The organism is Burkholderia sp. WP9 (assembly GCF_900104795.1).
Lineage (GTDB): Bacteria > Pseudomonadota > Gammaproteobacteria > Burkholderiales > Burkholderiaceae > Paraburkholderia.
The window spans coordinates 1,445,467-1,463,872 of record NZ_FNTG01000002.1; the positions used below are offsets into that span (position 1 = coordinate 1,445,467).

An 18,406-nucleotide genomic window follows, 5' to 3' on the forward strand; every position below is an offset into this window, starting at 1 on the left:
TCGTTCTCAGGCGTTGCGTCGGAAACCTCTTTCGACATGGCCATGGAAGCTCCGGGGTGTAGGCTTTCTTGCATGTTGTTGGCAGCGCGTCGCGCAGTCCGTGCGGGCATGAGTGCCGTTGGCATCAAGGCGGGCTTCGCGATGCATCGAGATGCGCCGGAACCCCACTGCGCGCCTGAGCGGCGAAGCACACGCCGGCACCACGCTATGCATCCAGCCGGAACATGGAAACGGCAGCCTTCAGATCGTCTGCCTGCATCTCCAGCGAACTGGCTGCGGCCGCGGCTTCTTCGACCAGTGCCGCGTTCTGCTGCGTGACCTGATCCATCTGCGTAACAGCCTCATTGACCTCGCCGATGCCCTTGCTCTGTTCCTGCGAAGAAGCTGCGATTTCACTCATGAGATCCGTCACACGCTTCACCTCCTGCGTAATCCTGTCCATGGCTTCGCCGGCTTCCTGCGCGTAGCCGGCACCGGTGCGCACCCGCTGCACGGAATCAAGAATGAGTTCCCTGATCTCTTTCGACGCGGTCGACGAACGCTGCGCGAGCGAGCGCACCTCGGAGGCGACCACCGCAAAGCCTCTGCCCTGCTCGCCGGCACGCGCCGCCTCCACCGCCGCGTTCAAGGCGAGGATATTCGTCTGGAATGCGATGCTTTCGATCATGCCGACAATATCGGCAATCTTGTCGGAACTGGCGTTGATCCCGCCCATGGTTTCCACCACGCGCGTCACTACGACACCGCCCTGTTCGGCCACTTTGACCGCCTGAGCAGCGAGATGATTAGCCTCGCTCGCATTCTCGGCGTTCTGAGTAACCGTGGAAATGAGTTGTTCCATGCTGGCTGCTGTTTGCTCCAGGGCCGCGGCCTGCTCCTCTGTGCGCTGCGACAGGTCCTGGTTGCCGACTGCAATCTGATGCGAAGCCGTCGCGATCGAATCGGCAGAAACCTTGATCGCGCCGATCGTTCGCGTGAGTTGCTCCTGCATGCTCTTCATCGAAAATAGCAGGCTCGATTGATCATCCCGATTCGTTCTGACCACCGCGGTCAGGTCATTGCTCGCAATCTGGTTAGCGAGTTCGGCCGCGTAGGATGGTTCTCCGCCCATCGCGCGCAGGATGCCGCGATTGAACAGCACCACGACAGTCGACAAAGCGCCGACTAGCACCAGCATGATTCCAAGGCTGCGATACAACATTGAACGGAACGCCGCGTCGATGTCGTCGACATAGACTCCTGTCGTGAGAATCCAGCCCCACGGCTGATAGCTCACGTTGTACGAAATTTTAGGAGAGGCCGCGGTCGAGCCCGGCCGCGGAAATGCATACTCGTTGAACCCTTTGCCGTCGCGCTTGACGGCATCCACCGCGGCGCGAAAAACATACACGCCGTTCGGGTCCCTGTAGTTGCTCGCGTCCTTGCCGTTCAACTCTGGCCGTGTCGGATGCATCAGCACTGTTGCTTGCGAATTGATGATCGCGAAATAGCCTTCGTCGCCATACCGGATAGCACGGACCTTATCCATGGCCTGTTTCCTGGCTTCCGTCTCGGACAATGATCCCGCCGCTACCGCATCACCATATGTCTTGACGATGCTAAGGGCGATATCCGAAGCGTGGACCAGATCCATTTTTCGATCATCCAACTGCCCCTCCCTCTCTTCGTAGGCGTTGTAGATCGACATGCCGGCAACACATGACAGGCTCAGAACGAGCGGGAGCCAGAGCTTCTGGGAGAAGGACAACTTCATACGCTAACAAACCTCTCAAATTGATCACAACGATCAGACAGTGCGGCATCCCCACAGCTTGCTAACGGCCTCAGCCTCGATATCTTTAGAGAAAACCTCACTTCAATATAATGTTCGGTCTACCAATTATCATCGACAAGGCAGATTGACGTTTACTCAATCGCCACCTGCAAACTGCGCCCGCGCTCACGGAACAATTCAGTCCCCGCTAGCAGGCGTGCCGTTGCACGATAGGCAGCTCGTAGCGCCGGCGCGAACACACTTCGCATAGCACGTTCGCAACTTCGTCAGCCGCGCCCTCGATATGGATGCATCGGTTCCGCAGAATCATGTTGATTGTCTTACGCTCGCTTTCGCGCAGTCCTGCAGACTCGTCAGCTAGTAGTTCATCTAACAGCGCGTAAAGGCGATTGATCGCTGAACCCAACGCGGACGTGATGGGCCATGCATTCATCAAGTAGCACAGCGGCAGCACCGCGCGTCTCTCGCACCACTTGTCGAACAACGTCAGACAATGGTCATCCGCTGACCGCATGCACAAACACCATCGATCACGCATAAGAAAGTGCGCCTGCAAATGGGCGGGTCATATGAGTTGAAATAGCAAAAGTCTGATGAATGCACGCCCGTTCATGCGATGCTTTAGATCGTTGGTTTAAGGTCCCTACCAAGATACCGGTTCATATCGCCACACTTGGCCCATTGGCGGCCCGGCAAACCTTCTCGTTTGACTTTAGTCAACTTCATGCGCTGTACCGGTAAGCGCTTAAAGTCGAGCGGGGAATATGATCGGTTCAGGACACAGTTTTGCCAGCATGTCAGGTTCACGGAGAAACCTGCGCGGATGGGACATGCAGCCGTGAGCCTAATCGGCGTTTTCGGCTCGCCCTTGCAACGTTGGCTAATGACTACATTTAGATTGAGACAGCCAATCGACGCGACGTAGGCCACGGTGTGGATGGCCAGGCACCGCCGGCACGACTGGCGCAAACGCGCTGGCGCATCCAACTGCGAATAAACACCCCCCTCGCCATTTCGTTGACGAAAGGGTCATGCACCGCCAATCAAAACTACGCCACGCGCGCGGCTCACCCGGTACTCATCATTCATGGACCACGAACTCCTCATCGCCCTTGGCAAGCAATCTTTCGCTAGCGAGCGCCCCAATCATTGTGCTCAATGCGGAATCCGCGACCTGTGTCTTGGGAGTGGGCTTGACTCGCATCAGATGTCGAGTCTCGCCGACGTGGTCGTCGAAAGAAGGCGCGTAGAACAAGGCAAGGTTCTCTATGAGCAAGGATCCCCGTTCACGCATGTCTTCGCGATTGCGAGCGGTTCGTCAAAAGCCGTAGTGCGATCCGTCGACGGGCGTCTTCAGATCGCGGCGCTTGCCCTGAGAGGTGATGTTGTTGGTTTTCTCGGCGCTGCGTCCGGGGCACAACCCGTTACGGTGGTTGCCCTTGAGAATTCGGTCTTCTGTGTTATCCCTTACCGGCACCTGTTGCGGCGTATCTCCCAGAACCAGCTGGTTGGCACCCAGTTTCAACGTCTCGTCGCGCGCGTCATGCAACAACGGCAGGCGGCGTTCCTGTCCACCGCGAGCGCCAATGCCGAACGGCGTGTGTGTGGTTTCCTCCTCTGGTTCTCGGACCAGCTTGCCGCGCGCAAACAGCATTTCACCGAATTTTCGCTTCCCCTCAGTCGGACCGATATTGCTGATTTTGTCGGTCTGCGACTGGAAACCGTGAGCAGGGCATTCACCCGCCTTTGCGATCTGAATCTCATCGAGGCCAAGGGCCGGCATATCCGCATCCCGGACGTGCAGCTTTTGCGGAGATGGTTTTCAGAGTCGCGTTGAATGCCTGCGCACGATCGTACAACGGCCCTATGGTGGGCTTATCCAAGCCAGCCCTTGATGGTTGCTGTCATGACATGGGTCGAGATGCCGTAGCGATCATGCAAGGTCGGCAACGCGCCGGCAGCGAGAAACTCGTCGGGCAGCGCGATCTGACGGTACATCGGCGTGACGCCGGCCGTGAGCAGCGTGGTCGCGACCGCCTCTCCGAGACCGCCGATTACCGAGTGATTTTCGGCGACCACCACCATGCGCCCCGTACGCCGGGCTTCGCGCAAGATCGTCTCAGTATCGAGCGGCTTGATGGTCGGCACATGCAACACCGCGACGCCGACATTGTCCACTTCCAGCGCCTTCGCGACTTCCAGCGAGCGCATGGTCATAATGCCCGAAGAAATAATCAGCACCTCCGCGCCGTCGCGAAGCAGCTTCGCCTTGCCCAACTCGAACTGATAGTCGTACTCATCGAGCACGGCCGGAACGTTGCCACGCAGCAGGCGCGCGTACACCGGGCCGTTATGCGCGGCGATCGCTGGCACCATCTGTTCGGTATCCAGCGCGTCGCACGGATCGATGACCGTCATGTTCGGCATCGCACGCATCAGGGCGAGATCCTCTGCCGCCTGATGGCTCGGGCCGTAGCCGGTCGTGAGGCCAGGCAGTGCGCAGATGATCTTTACGTCGAGGTTGTCCTCGGCAATGGCCTGGTGCATGAAGTCATACGCGCGGCGGGTTGCGAATACGGCATACGTCGTCACGAAAGGCTGGGCGCCCTCGTGTGCCATACCGGCGGCCGCGCCCATCAGCAACTGCTCGGCCATGCCCATCTGGTAGTAACGTTCAGGGAATTCCTTGCAAAAAATGTGCAAGTCCGTGTACTTGCCGAGGTCGGCTGTCATGCCAACGACATTCTTCTTCTCCCGAGCCAACTGGGCTAATGCGTGACCAAACGGAGCGGAACGCGTGACCTGTCCCTCGCCGGCGATCGATGCAATCATCGCCGAAGTCTTCAGACGCGGCTTTTGGGTGGTGGTGTCGCTCATGCTTGTCTCCCTGCTTCGAGTGCTGCGAGCGCCAGTTGCCACTCGTGGGCATCGACGCGGATAAAATGGTTCTTCTCCCGTTCTTCGAGGAACGGTACGCCGCAGCCCATGCGGGTATCGCAAACGATAATCCGCGGCTGCTCTTTCGGATGATTGCGTGCAGCATCGAAGGCCGCCTTCACTGCTTCGATGTCGTTGCCGTCCACCCGCTGCGTGAACCAGCCAAATGCTTCGAGCTTCTCGACGAGCGGCTCGAATGCCATGATCTTCGAAGAAGGACCGTCGGCTTGCTGGTTGTTAACGTCGACCATCGCGATCAGATTGTCCAGCTTCCAATGAGCGGCCGACATCAAGCCCTCCCAGATCGCGCCTTCGTCGAGTTCGCCGTCGGAGAAAAGCGTGTAGACGAAGGCGTTCGAGCCTTTGCGCTTCAGTCCCAGGCAGCGGCCCACCGCGATCGTGAGACCGTGGCCGAGCGAACCGCCGGACATCTCCATGCCAGGCGTGTAGCTCGCCATTCCGGACATGGGCAACCGGCTGTCGTCGCTGCCGTAGGTTTCGAGTTCTTCCGGTGGCAGGAAGCCGGCTTCGAAAAGCGCGGCGTAAAGCGCGATTGCATAGTGGCCATTGGACAAGAGGAAGCGATCGCGGCCTTCCCAGTCGGGGTTGTCGGGCTGGTAGCGCATCGCGCCAAAGTAGGCAACCGCGAGTACATCGGCGATATCGAGTGCCTGGCCGATATAGCCCTGGCCCTGTACTTCGCCCATCAGCAAGGCGTTTCTGCGAATCCGGTAGGCGCGCTCGGCGAGCGTCACCCCATCTGATGACGAACTGTTCATGGTGTCTCCTTGATTCAAAAAAGTGAGTCTTTGCAGCGGCCGGTGTCAGCGATTGACGGTTTTGGCTGGCACGAGGAAAACAAGCCCGGCACCGATGACGATGGCGACGGAGATGAAGATGAGCCCAGCCGTCGATTTACCGGTCAGATCGTTCAACCAGCCCACGATGGCCGGCGAGAAGAAGCCGGCGAGATTGGCGAAACAGTTCACCGCCGCGATACCCGCCGCGGCGGACATGCCACCAAGAAGCGCGGTCGGCAGTGACCAGAACTGTGAAGACGAAGCGAGAATGCCGGCTGCGGCAACACTGACACACACCAGCGATGCGCCGACTCCGCCCAGCATCGGAAGCGTTGCAAAGCCAGCTGCCGATACGAGCATCGGGATCGCAAGATGCAGACGGCGTTCGCGATGGCGGTCAGCACTCGCTCCCACCAGCGGCAGCGCAATGATGGCGCACAGGTACGGGATGGCTGTAAAGACGCCCACCCACAGCGGATCGGCTACGCCGGATTTGCGGATGATCGTCGGCAGCCAGAATGTGAGCCCATATTGACCGAGCACTACGCAGAAGTAGATGGAGGCCATCAACCACAGACGACGATCGCCAATGAATGACCTGATCGACACATGCGCGATCTTGTGTGCGTTGTCGTTGGCCACGTTTCGTGCAAGGAGTGCTTTCTCCGCATCGGTGAGCCACTTCGCGGCGGCGATACCGTTGTCGAGGTAGAGCAGAATGGCGACGCCAAGGAGCAGCGACGGCAGGGCTTCGAGGATGAACAGCCACTTCCAGCCAGCCAGTCCATGCACCCCCTGGAACGCATGCAGGATGTAACCGGACAGCGGCCCGCCGACAATGCCGGCCAGCGGAATCGCCATGAAAAAGAGTGAGAGTGCCTTTGCGCGCCGTGCCGAAGGAAACCAGTACGTCAGATACAGAATGACGCCTGGCGCGAACCCCGCCTCGGCCACGCCCAACATGAAGCGGAGAACATAGAACGTGGTGGGCGATTTGACGAAGACGAACGAGGCGGAGATCACAGCCCAGGTCAGCATGATGCGGGCGAGCCAGTTTCGTGCGCCCACTTTGTGCAACATGAGATTACTCGGTACTTCGAAGAGAAAATAGCCGAGAAAGAAAATGCCGGCGCCAAGGCCGTACACGGTTTCGCTAAATCGCAGGTCGTTGAGCATCTGCAGTTTTGCAAAGCCCACGTTGACACGATCGAGATAAGCGCCCAGATAGCAGAGCATCAGGAACGGTATCAGGCGCCGTCCGACTTTCGCATACGTTTTTGATTCGAAGCTCGCCGAGTCGGCGAGCGTCGTGACATCGCCCGCCATTGACGGCGCGGTTGCCTTCGTTTTCATGGTTGTCTCCTGTCAGCCAGAGTTAGCGCTTTAGCGCTTACTTCTGGCCCCATGCAAGATGTTTGCGGACATATCGCCCCGGGTTTTACCGCCGGGTGCATTGACCCATCTGCCGCAGTCGCGACAGATGTCGTACTCAATGGATCAGCATTCCGCCGTTGACGTCGAGCGTGATGCCAGTGAGGTAAGTCGACAGGCCGCTTGAGAGGAACAGGCAGGCGTTCGCGACGTCCGCGGCATCGCCGAGCCGGCCGAGCGGAATGCCCTTGATGACGTCGGCGCGCATCTCCGTCGTAAGCTTGTCGCCGGTGATGTCGGTCTGAATGAGACCTGGCGTGATCGAGTTGACGCGGATGTTGTCCGGGCCGAGTTCACGTGCCATCGCGCGAGCGAGACCGAGCACGCCGGCTTTGGCCGCGCTGTAGTGCGGCCCGCCGAAGATGCCACCGCCGCGTTGCGCGGAAACGGATGACATGCAGACGATGCTGCCGCTCTTTTGCGCCCGCATTTGCGGAATGACCGCTTGCGACATATAGAGTGTGCCGCGCAGGTTCACGTCGATGACGGCATCGAAATTGTCAGCGCCGATGTCCATCGTCTTCAAAGGCTGCGTGATGCCTGCGTTATTGATCAATCCATCTACACGACCGTACTTCTCGATCACGGCCGTGGCGGCAGCAACACATGCGGCTTTGTCGGTCACGTCGCAGGCGAGGCCGAGGTGGTCCTCGCCGAGTTCACGCGCGGCACGCTCGGCGTCTTCCTTGCGAAGGTCCAGAATCACCACGCGCGCGCCTTGGGCAGCGAGCGCTTTTGCGGTCGCCTTGCCAATACCGCGCGGCGAGGCTCCACCGGTTACGATTACTACTTTGCTGTCGAGCAACATGTTTGTCTCCATCGATCACGTTAGTTGGTAGACGCAGTTTCAGTGCTTCGACCATCTCGATCAATGCAGTTCGGCTCAACTATTGCTGAAGAATTTTCAGGTGTCGCTGCGACCCTCTGGCATCACGCTGGGGTGCCGCCGCCCCGCTTGGCGTCGCCTGGCGCTACACGGCGGCGCGGCTGGTCTCCTGCTCGACCCAGGCCAAAAATTTGGCCACGCGTGGCAAATCCACGCTCCGAGCAGGGTAAACGAGGTGATGAGCTCCGACCTCGACTGCATACGTGCGATCGAAGACCGGTATGAGTGAACCTCGTTTGAGATGGACGGATGCGAGCATCGTGCTTTCGAGCGCGATGCCATGTCCCAATGCCGCGGCCTCGAGGGACATATACGAGCGGTCGAACGCGAAATCGTATGCCTTGTGCGACACCGCGACGCCGAATTTGCCGAACCATTGCTTCCACTGCACGAGAGGCGTTTCCGAGAAAATCAGGCGCCGTTCGAGCAGATCCTCGGGGGTACGCACCGGGTGTCGTTTGAGATACTCCTCCGAGGCAAGCGGCGCGATGAACTCGTTGCGTAGCGTTTTGATCTCGCCATCGGTCCAATGCGCGTAGCCATGCCTTATGTCGAGATCATAGTGGCCCGAGGTGAACGACACGTCCTCGTACGAGCACGCGAGATTCAACTGAATGTCGCCGTTCGCTTCCTGAAACAAGGCCAGCCGCGGCAGCAGCCACATCAGCCCGAAGCTGGGACTCGAGTGAATGCGAAGAATCTCGACACCCGATTGACTCGATGCCCGCTCGGTTGCGCGGCTCAGGTCGGCGAGCGATCCGGTGACATCCGCCAGATATTGCTGCCCCGTTGGCGTCAGCACCAGTCCTCGCCCCAGTCTTGTGAACAAGGGCCTTCCCACAATGGATTCGAGGTTGGCAATTTGATGGCTCACTGCCGACGGTGTTAACCCTAGTTCGTCAGCCGCCCGATTGACGCTCTTTGTTCGAGCGACACTCTCGAACGCGACGATAGCTTTTAGTGGAGGGATGCGCATTGTTTTTGGGTGCAGGGGTGCAAACCGTCTTGCTTCAGCATATTCTGCCGCGCTTCTGGCGATTCCAGAAATCTCGCGCATTCGATAGGTAAAGGCAAGCGGTGGTTCGGCTGACTGGCGCTCGTCGATGGGCGCAGTCTTTTCGCGTGGAGTGACCCAGAGCCGCTTTTATCTCTGGATACCAGGCGTGCGCGGTCGCTCGCTGAACGCTGACCCGCTTCTTCATGTTTTTCTGCCCGCCAGTTCGACCTTCAGAAGCCGCTGTCGAATCCATTCTTCTCAAACACGACGGGAGGTGTCGCTGCTTCATTGACATGCAGACGGAAGATGTCCGGGCGTGAGTAGTCTCCCACGACGTCAAAATCATATTTCGCGCGCGCAAGATCGTTGAGGTCAAGATCGGCCACAAGCAACGCATCCTGCTCAAAGATTGGCCCGGCAATGAGTTCGCCAAGCGGGCCGAACGTGCAACTTCCACCGCTCATCAGCACAGTGGACGGGTCGTTACCCTGGATCGCGGCATAGTCGACAGGACAATCGGATCGGCGCAGGTGCTGGCAGGCCGATAACACGAAGCAGCGCCCTTCCAGGGCCACGTGCTGCATGGAGGATGCCCAGGTGGGCCGGCTATCCGCGGTGGGGGCACAGTAAATCTGGACGCCTTTGGCGTACATTGCCATACGCAGCAACGGCATATAGTTTTCCCAGCAGATCACCGCGCCGAGCCGGCCGAACGGCGTGTCGAAAACCGGCAGGGTCGCCCCATCGCCATAGCCCCAGATCACCCTCTCGCAGCCGGTCGGCATCAGCTTGCGATGCTTGCCGAGCATCGTACCGTCCGGACCGTAAAACAGCGCAGTGCAATATAGCGTGCCGCGATCTCGCTCGATGACACCGATCACGATGTATTGCTTGTGCTCGCCGGCAATCTCGGCCAACCGGCGGACACCGGAACCCGGTACTTCGACAGCGCTGTCATAGTAGCGACGATAGTCGTCGCGCCCGGCAGCCGTTCTTCCACCGACGGTCGAGCCGAAATCGAGACCCTTTGGATAGCCCGAAACGAATGCCTCTGGAAATACGATAAGTTGTGTGCCTTGTCGCGCGGCGTCGGCTGTGAGCGTCGAGACTTTATCGATGGTTCTGTCTGCATCGAACACGACAGAACCCGATTGCGCCACCGCGGCACGTAATCTCTGTTGCATCAGAATTCTCCATTGGTGTCATCGCCGCAATCGTAGACTGCGAGCACGGCCAACCTGGATTGCAACGACTCCAGGCAACTCCTCGCTGAGATTCGCAAGCAAGCGGAAGTCGGAGTCGGACCCGGATCGGCCGAATGCACGAGCGCACCGAGGACAACTATACGGTCCGTGCCGAAAGATGCACCGGCATGGCACTCGGGACCATGGTGAACGCAGTGATCTCCCGAATCGTATCCGGGTCGACCGCCATTCGGACCGTGAAATTGGCCATCAGCATCGACAGCACGAGGCGCATTTCCACAGCGGCCAAATAACGTCCCGGACATACACGTGGCCCGGCACCGAACTGCAGATATGCACGCGAGTCGTGCACTGTACGCGAGCGGCTATCGTCATGCAGCCAGCGATCCGGGTCGAACTGCAAAGGATTCGAAAAATTGCGCGCGTCGATAGTGGCGGGCCGATTCAGGAAAAACATTTTCGTGCCGGCCGGCAACAAGATGTCGGCGAGACACACGTCTTCCAATGGCTCAAACGAATTCACCGCGGCGACCGGACGGAGCCTTCCGGTTTCCGTGCACACTGCCTCGCACAGATCCAACTGCTTTAACGACGTAAAGTCCGGGCATACCGATGAAGAACCGAGCACACTGCGCGACGAGTCAAAGAGCCGCTGTTGCAAAGCCGGATCCGTAGCAACGTATAGCAGCGTCCACGCTATGGAATTCGCCGTCGTGTCTTCGCCTGCAAGCAGTAGCGTGAGAACATTCGCAGCCACCTGGTCATCGGTTACGTCGGACTGTGGCGCGTCGCGCATGACGAGCATCGCTTCAAGGAGATGACGTGGCGACTCCGAGGGGTCATCGCGCATCCGCTCACGTGCCCGGCTCATCATATTTCGCACATACCGGTGAACTTCGATCAGAGAGCGGTCGAGTTCGCGGTCCCGAGGAAATCTCACATATCGCCAGTAGGGAAAAGGCGCGTTGATACGTTTCATCAACATGGGAAAGATCAGCGCGAGATGCTCCTGTATGACGCCACGGTCCTGGTCGATGGTCCTCGAGTCTTCGCCAAAAGCAAGAGCACTGGTGACGTCCACCGTGTAGCGCTTGAGATCGTCAGTCATCTCGACTACAGTTCCGTGCGCCGCTGCGCGTTGCCAGCGTAGGTAAAGCCTTTCCGTGATGGCCTTCAGACTGGGATAAAAAGCTTTGATATGCGGAATGGACAACGAATGCATGATCAGCTTTCGTTGCGGCGCCCACGCTGCGCCCTCGACCGAGAAGAGACCGTTGCAGCCGATTTCCTCCAGCACCGACTCTATCGACGCATAACGGCGATACCGGTGCGGACGTTCGCGCATGATGGTCTGACATAGCTCCGGATCGGTCCACACTGTCACCGGCATTCGACAGATCTGAAATCTGAAAGGCGAGCCTAGCTCCCGCGCCCATTGTTCGAGTACGAGGTGCAGCCGGGTCGGGGATAGCTGATGGAGGTTGCCAAAAAAAGGCAAACCCTTAGGACATGGGAGATCGGCCACCTGCCTGTACCGGATGTGGGAAGTGGACACTGTATCCATGGAATGCCCCTTGTTTCGCGGTTCCTTGATCGAGACGGCCGCAGCCTGGCGCTGACTATCAGTCATTCAGCATAGATCATCCAGCATGCGCGGAGTCGGGAGAATGCCTGCTTTCATAAATCAGGCGGTGCAGTACTACGTACTACTAGCTTCAATAGAACGATTCTGGGAAGCGATAAATTTAGACTGCCCTGCCAGGTCGAGCAGCAAAGAACCATGCCTAGTCCGGTAGGCGGAACTCTGAGGAGGTGATCATGGCGCGAATCGAAGCGAAGTTGGCGGAATTAGGCTTGACGTTGCCTGCGCCGCCACAGATGCCGGCAAACATCCGCATGACTTTGCCTTTTGCATGGGTTCGAGTAAGGGGTCCGCGAGCCTTCGTTTCAGGACACGTTCCGCTTAACCTCGACGGGACAATTGCGCAACCGGCCGGCAGAGTTGGCGCTGAAGTATCGGTGGACGAAGGCTATACAGCGGCGCGCCTCGTGGCGCTCGCGCATTTGGCGAGCCTGCAGAAAGCGCTTGGAGACCTGGATCGCATTACGGCATGGCTGCGCGTTTTTGCAATGATTAATGTAGTGCCGGGCTTCGATCAGATGCCAAAGATCGCCAATGGCTACTCTGATCTCATTCTTGAAGTGTTTGGGCCGGACATTGGCACGCACTCTCGCTCGGCAGTGGGCGTGGCGCTTCCTCTGAATGTGCCAGTCGAGTGCGAGGCTGAGCTCGAGATCGACGGCGGCCGAAGCGACAGCCTTGAACCTCAACCGTAGTGGCGAAGACGAAGCGAAAACTCCCTTAGTGCGTCGATTCGACTTTGTTCTGCGCGTCGGCACCAGTCTTCCAGCTGGAACAGGAGTTGTTCGCGAGAGCGATTCGAGCGCTCCCAGATTGCCGCCAGATCCTCGCGCAGTTCGACGTAGACAAGAAGCTTCGCGTCGTTGCCGCAGAGTTCCTTGGGCACGGGATGACCCGCTCCGCCTTGCCCTGCCTCCCCGTCGCGAAACCATTTTTTCACACCACGCATCAGCAAGGCTCTCTCCCTCCGGCTGATATGCTTCACTCGCGCAAGTTCCTGCCGATAAGCGCGCTCAGCCGTTCTCGCATAGCTTGCCATCACCTCGCAGCGGTTTCGAAGCACGGCTTGCAGCGTCTCGTCGTCGAGAACCGCTTTGCCTTCGACCATTCGCGGTCTAGGCGCCACTTTCCTGACTGTGGCCAACCCGAGCGCGGAAAGCACGCAAATATACATCCAGCCCATGTCGAACTCGTACCACCTGTTCGACAGCTTTGCGGACGTTGCATACGCATGGTGATTATTGTGAAGTTCTTCTCCGCCGATCAGAATGCCGATCGGAATCACATTCGTGCTCGCATCAGGCGGACCGAAATTTCGGTAACCCCAGAAATGGCCCAGCCCGTTGACCACGCCGCCGGCCCAGAAAGGAATCCACATCATCTGAACGGCCCACACCGATACGCCGACAATACCAAACAGCGCCACGTCGATCACCATCAACAGGCTGATACCCAGATCCGGATATTTTTCATAGACATTCCGCTCCAGCCAGTCGGCCGGCGTACCGTGCCCGAACCGGCGCAGCGTCTCCTCGTTCTTCGCTTCGGTGCGGTACAGTTCGGCGCCACCAAGCAAGACCCTCCAGATTCCGCTGACCTGTGGGCTGTGAGGATCCTCCTGCGTCTCGCACTTCGCATGGTGTTTGCGGTGAACCGCGGCCCACTTGCCGGTCACGATCCCAGTTGTCATCCATAACCAGAAACGAAAAAAATGACTGGCGAGAGGATGCAGATCAAGCGCGCGATGCGCCTGGCACCGGTGCAGATAGACCGTCACGCTGACGATCGTAATGTGCGTCGACACCAGCGTGGCCAGCAGGATCTGCCACCACGAAATGGCCAGTAGGCCCTCTGAGAAGAATGCGAGTGTATGACTAAACAAGTGAACCCTCTTTCTACAACGGCGTGGCGCCAATCCAGAAACACATGGCCACCGGCCTGACGCTCCGGGCAGGCAACAGCTCAACGCACGCAGCAAAGGATTCGGGACGGACTGATCGACACCGGCAAGACGGGGGTTGGCGATCCGGACGCGAGGTGACCGTGCAGTCACGACTCTTTCAGCGAGCGTATCTTCAATGATGTCTGAAACTTTAAGAGACGTCGGTACGGTGCCGCACCGGGCGCCAACGAATCGCGGGCACACGATGTATGCGTTTAACGAGGGATATTCTTGCGCGGGCCACGTCTTGTAACGACGCACGGAAGACAGCACGGCGTCCCGCAGGCGGAGCTTGGCGAGAGCAAGTCGCGTCGACCGAGCGCCAAAAGTTGCAGCGGTTTACATCCGGAACTGCGCGCTTCGATATAGCGCATTAACGGCACACGCCCTGCGGTTTTATAAATTCGTTATACCGTTGATGACAGAATCTCAATTCAAAGAACGAGGTTCTACATGCTCCGGTTGAGATTTCGTCAATACAAGACAATTGCAGCAGCGAGTATCGAGGATACGGGTAAGGGCAGGAGCCTCATTGTTGCCCATCAGATTCAGCGTCGCTGGTGTTTGGCGCTCGTGGTCATTGCGAGCGTTTCCACCATGTTTGCGCTTAGCCTGGGGTTTGCTACGGTCGGCGTCGCCATCGCCGTCGCGGCCATTTTGCCGTTCGCATTCGTGTCATAGTCGGCTGCCGCAAGCGCTTGCAGGAGCATGCCAAGGTGTGTGGGCGCCGAAAACCGCACCAAGTGTATGGTTCCGCCGAACACCGAGGATATTTTCCTACGAGCGCTTGCGTCAGCGTTGCACTGCTCGCGTCAACAAAGAAACCCGCGGATCGATGATCCACGTACGGCTAAAAACCCTACCCGCGCGGGCGGACCCGTTTGACGCCCGCAGGTGGATCACCCGCGGGATTTGTGTGCGGCCCCCTACGTCCAACATCACCCACCGCCTCGTAGCTGGCGAACAGTTGGGATACGGCCCGCGCGTCGATACAGCGATGTAGCAGCTCGCGGAACTGATGGTCGCAGAAACGCTGTGCCACGTCAGCCAGCAAAAGCAGATGCGTGCTGTTTGCCCATTCCGGAACCAGCAGAACGATCACGTCGCTCACAGGTTGCCCATCCGGGGCATCGAATGGAATTGGCTGCGCGGGGCGCACATAAAACGCCATGGCGTGGCGCAGCATTCTGATTTGACCGTGAGGAACAGCCACACCCTGGCCGAGACCGGTCGAGCCTAGCGCCTCGCGCGCCATCAGCCCAGTGGTCACGCTTGTTGCCGGCATGTCGTAGCGCTGCTCGAAGAAATGGCCAAACTGTTCGAACAGGGTCTCGCGGTCTGCTACGTCCCAGCCAAGTAGAACATGATCCGGGGCAAGCAGTTGGGCAAGCGTGTCTGCTTTCCCTACTGATTCAGCCTGATAATCAGACGAATCGGCGCGCGGCTGCGACGGGGTATGCATCAGAGCCCGCCAGGCGTTGGTTGGCGCCTGGGGGATTTCAAGCAGTTGTCCCACCTCCGCAGTCGGCGCCAGATGCGCAAGCCGTTGCATGGCCCCATTGACCGCGTCTTTGGGCAGATAGAGCGATAGCCGCACGCGCCCCGTTCCGTGCAGAGGGGCCACGCGAATGGTCCATTGCTGATCGCCGCAGTCCCGGATCAGCGCCTGGCGCAAAGGTGTGGCGTGTTGGGCGTCCAGGGTCACGCGCATCATCACATTGCGGCTCGGCACGGACCGCGAACGGCCTTGTGGCGATGCCTTACCCATTCCAAAGAAGGTCCGCAGACCAACCAATGCGCGCGTCATGTGTGCCACCTGTCCATTGCTTTTTATCAGGCTACGCGAATTGGCGTTAACCCGGCGTAAAAAATCGCAGTAGTCAGCAATGTCCGGCACATTGACCGCCCTGGTGATGTTCCACTAGCCGAGTCGCGGCACTCAATCCAGCCCGAATCGCCGAACAAAATAGGTCTTCATCAGATGCGTCAACACGGCATAACTCAGGAGAATCAACAGAAGGGCTGGCCAGTAAGCCGGCGGCAAGGGAATGAAGCCCAGGAATGTGCCGAGCCACGTATAGGGTATGGAGATTCCCACCGCGGCGATGACGAGACTCGTCGCAATCAGCGGCGCGCTTGCTCGACTCTGCAGAAATGGCACTTTCGAAGTCCGGATGATGTGGATGATCAACGTCTGGGTAAGCAGGGACTCCACAAACCAGCCCGTCTGAAACAAGGAAGGCTTGTCCCATGCACCGAACACATAAAGCATCATGAAATACGTGACGTAGTCAAAGATGGAGCTGATCGGCCCGATCAGCAGCATGAACTTGACGATGTTGCCGATATCCCACCGACGCGGCACACGCAGATATTCTTCATCCACGTTGTCGGTCGGAATGGCGGTTTGCGAAAAGTCGTATAGCAGGTTGTTGGTGAGCACCTGGATTGGCGCCATGGGCAGAAACGGAAGGATGATGCTGGCGCCGAGCACGCTGAACATATTCCCGAAGTTCGAACTGGCGCCCATCTTGATGTACTTGGTGATGTTGCCGAACACCTTGCGGCCTTCGAGCACGCCTTCACCAAGCACGGCGAGGCTCTTCTCGAGCAGAATGATATCGGCCGATTCCTTCGCGATGTCGACCGCGCTATCGACCGAAATGCCGACGTCCGCGACCTTGAGCGCCGGTCCATCATTGATGCCGTCACCCAGAAAACCCACGACATGCCCCTTGCGATGCAAGGCGTCGATAACGGAAGCCTTCTGCGCCGGCGATACTTTGGCGAAGACAGAGGCGGTCTCCGCCAGATCGGCTAGTTGCTCGGGCGATAGTGATTCGAGTTCCTTGCCCAGTACGACCCGATCCACGGCAAGCCCGACTTCATGGCAAATCTTGCGGGTAACGATGTCGTTGTCCCCGGTGAGAATCTTCACCTGCACGCCGCGCTCTTTTAACGTTGCAATGGCCGCCGCCGCCGTCTCTTTGGGCGGATCGAGAAACGCAATGTAGCCGAGCAGTATCAGATCGGCCTCATCCTTGACCGCATAGGTGGCCTGCTGCGGCGGCATCTCCTTGTAGGCCACCGCGACGACGCGAAACCCATCGGCGTTGAGCGCGGCGGTGGCGTCTTTTGCCGCGGTGAAATTGCGTTCGTCGAGCGTGCCCATTACGCCGTTGATCACGTAACGGGTGCATACCGAAAAAATCTCCTCGACCGCCCCTTTGCAGATCAGAATGTGAGTACCGTCCCCCCGTGCCAGCACGACGGACATCCGGCGGCGCTCGAAATCGAATGGCATCTCGTCGATCTTGGTGTACTGCTCGTGCGCCTTGAGTTGCTCATGAAGCTCCACGTGCTTCAACACGGCGACATCCAGCAGGTTCTTGAGGCCCGACTGGTGAGCGCTGTTCAGATACGCATATTCGAGCACCTGATCCGATTCGTCACCATGGAAATCGAGGTGGCGCTTGAGGATGATTCGGTCCTGCGTCAGCGTGCCGGTCTTGTCCGTGCAAAGAATATCCATCGCGCCGAAATTCTGGATCGCGTTGATACGCTTCACGATGACTTTCTTCCGCGACATCGCAATCGCGCCCTTGGCCAGATTGACCGTCACGATCATCGGCAGCATCTCGGGCGTGAGCCCCACTGCCACGGCGACCGCGAAAAGCAACGCCTCGAACCAGTCACCTTTGGTCAGCCCATTGATAACGAATACGAGCGGAACCATCACCAGGATAAAAGCCATCATCAGCCAGGTGAATCGTGCAATGCCTTTGTCGAAGCTCGTCTGGACACGCTGCGCGGCGATCAGATCAGCGACGCGGCCGAAAGCCGTCCTGCCTCCGGTCAGCACCACGACGCCGCAGCCGACGCCGCTGACAACGGCGCTACCCATGAAACAGATATTCGGCAGGTCGAAATGCGTTTCGGCAGAAGTGCTGCAGGCATGCGCGAATTTTTCGAGTGGCATTGCCTCGCCAGTGAGCGCCGATTGATTGACGAATAGATCTCTCGCCGAGATCAGCCGCAGGTCAGCGGGAATCATATCGCCAGCGGACAACAGGACGACGTCGCCAGGAACGATCTGTTCGATTGGAATGTCGATATGATCCGCTTCAGCCGCCGTTGCACGCCGGCGTACACTGGCGTTCGTTCGCACCATTTTGCGCAGTGCGTCGGCGGCTTTGTTCGAGCGGTGCTCCTGAAGAAAACCCAGCGAAACGCTAAGCACCACCATCACCGCGATCATGATCGCGGCGCGTGAGTCGCCCAGAAAGTACGATGCAGTTGCCAGCGACAACAGCAACAGGTTCAGCGGATTGATCGATCGATTCGCGAGTTCACCGAGGATCGTATGGCGCACTTCGTGAGCCACCTGATTGGCGCCGGTAGTGCGCAAGCGCTCCGCTACCTCGTCGGCGGACAGGCCGCTCGCCGTGCTGTGCAAGCGTTGGAGCGCTTCGTCAGGTGAAAGCCCGGCGATCTCGCTGAGCGTTTCGCTGCTCGTGGCGGACCCATGCGCGCCTGCCGGCGACGGCGAACGGCGCAGCCAGGTCCTGAAGAAAGGGATCATGGTGCGCATTCCATACTTGCCGTCGAGAAGTATCATGGCCTGGTCGATCGAAAGTTGAACAGCGGTTTCCTTCGCCTGCAGGAAACGAAAGAAGAAGAACAATTCGCCGGGCGATTCCCCCTTCACCATCATGCACCCTGAACGCGTCATACGCGTTTCTGCGGATGCTCGCGCAGGTCAATCGGTGCGCAGTTGATGTGTATCAACGAA

The 18,406-nt window shown here is 58.6% G+C and carries 13 protein-coding genes; 2 read left to right on the forward strand and 11 right to left on the reverse strand.

The window, feature by feature from the left end; translation table 11 throughout:
* Positions 1–205 precede the first annotated feature (205 nt).
* Positions 206–1,753: a methyl-accepting chemotaxis protein gene (locus BLW71_RS27720; RefSeq protein WP_091804370.1), complete on the reverse strand. Its 1,548-nt coding sequence runs from the start codon at positions 1,751–1,753 to the stop codon at positions 206–208.
* Between the two features lie 1,108 nt (positions 1,754–2,861).
* Between BLW71_RS27720 and BLW71_RS27730 the strand changes: the two genes are divergently transcribed.
* The gene (locus BLW71_RS27730; protein WP_091804378.1) at positions 2,862–3,611 is read left to right on the forward strand and encodes a Crp/Fnr family transcriptional regulator; all 750 of its coding nucleotides are present in this window, start codon (positions 2,862–2,864) and stop codon (positions 3,609–3,611) included.
* 38 nt (positions 3,612–3,649) lie between these two features.
* Here the strand turns inward: BLW71_RS27730 and BLW71_RS27735 are convergent, their stop codons facing one another.
* From BLW71_RS27735 to BLW71_RS27765, 7 genes are all read right to left on the reverse strand, one after another.
* The gene (locus tag BLW71_RS27735) at positions 3,650–4,651 is read right to left on the reverse strand and encodes a transketolase family protein (protein WP_091804381.1); all 1,002 of its coding nucleotides are present in this window, start codon (positions 4,649–4,651) and stop codon (positions 3,650–3,652) included.
* Complete coding sequence (locus BLW71_RS27740) at positions 4,648–5,490, reverse strand: transketolase (protein WP_091804384.1); 843 nt, start codon at positions 5,488–5,490, stop codon at positions 4,648–4,650. The genes BLW71_RS27735 and BLW71_RS27740 overlap by 4 nt, the downstream gene beginning before the upstream one ends.
* A gap of 45 nt (positions 5,491–5,535) precedes the next feature.
* Positions 5,536–6,864, reverse strand: coding sequence for an MFS transporter (locus BLW71_RS27745; RefSeq protein ID WP_091804387.1), 1,329 nt, complete (start codon positions 6,862–6,864; stop codon positions 5,536–5,538).
* Positions 6,865–7,000: 136 nt separating this feature from the next.
* Positions 7,001–7,750 (reverse strand): SDR family NAD(P)-dependent oxidoreductase, encoded by a 750-nt coding sequence (locus BLW71_RS27750; RefSeq protein ID WP_091804390.1) that lies wholly within the window; start codon positions 7,748–7,750, stop codon positions 7,001–7,003.
* Positions 7,751–7,913: 163 nt separating this feature from the next.
* Positions 7,914–8,804 (reverse strand): LysR substrate-binding domain-containing protein, encoded by an 891-nt coding sequence (locus BLW71_RS27755; protein ID WP_091804393.1) that lies wholly within the window; start codon positions 8,802–8,804, stop codon positions 7,914–7,916.
* Positions 8,805–9,055: 251 nt separating this feature from the next.
* On the reverse strand, positions 9,056–10,009 hold the full coding sequence (locus tag BLW71_RS27760; protein WP_091804396.1) for a nitrilase-related carbon-nitrogen hydrolase: 954 nt from the start codon (positions 10,007–10,009) through the stop codon (positions 9,056–9,058).
* Between the two features lie 157 nt (positions 10,010–10,166).
* Entirely contained in the window at positions 10,167–11,660 is a 1,494-nt protein-coding gene (locus tag BLW71_RS27765) for a cytochrome P450 (RefSeq protein WP_286162135.1), read from the reverse strand.
* A 188-nt stretch (positions 11,661–11,848) separates the two neighbouring features.
* On the opposite strand from BLW71_RS27765, the gene BLW71_RS27770 reads away from it, so the two are divergent.
* Positions 11,849–12,367 carry a RidA family protein gene (locus BLW71_RS27770; RefSeq protein ID WP_091804401.1) on the forward strand — a complete coding sequence of 173 codons (519 nt, stop codon included), beginning with the start codon at positions 11,849–11,851 and terminating at the stop codon, positions 12,365–12,367.
* On the opposite strand, the gene BLW71_RS27775 is transcribed toward BLW71_RS27770, so the two are convergent.
* From BLW71_RS27775 to mgtA, 3 genes are all read right to left on the reverse strand, one after another.
* Positions 12,358–13,887, reverse strand: a complete 1,530-nt coding sequence (locus BLW71_RS27775) for a DesA family fatty acid desaturase (protein ID WP_502686838.1) — start codon at positions 13,885–13,887, stop codon at positions 12,358–12,360. The genes BLW71_RS27770 and BLW71_RS27775 overlap by 10 nt on opposite strands.
* A gap of 586 nt (positions 13,888–14,473) precedes the next feature.
* Positions 14,474–15,511, reverse strand: coding sequence for a PTS sugar transporter subunit IIA (locus BLW71_RS27785; RefSeq protein WP_286162136.1), 1,038 nt, complete (start codon positions 15,509–15,511; stop codon positions 14,474–14,476).
* A 42-nt stretch (positions 15,512–15,553) separates the two neighbouring features.
* Positions 15,554–18,232: a magnesium-translocating P-type ATPase gene (mgtA, locus tag BLW71_RS27790; protein WP_091808977.1), complete on the reverse strand. Its 2,679-nt coding sequence runs from the start codon at positions 18,230–18,232 to the stop codon at positions 15,554–15,556.
* Between the last annotated feature and the right edge of the window lie 174 nt (positions 18,233–18,406).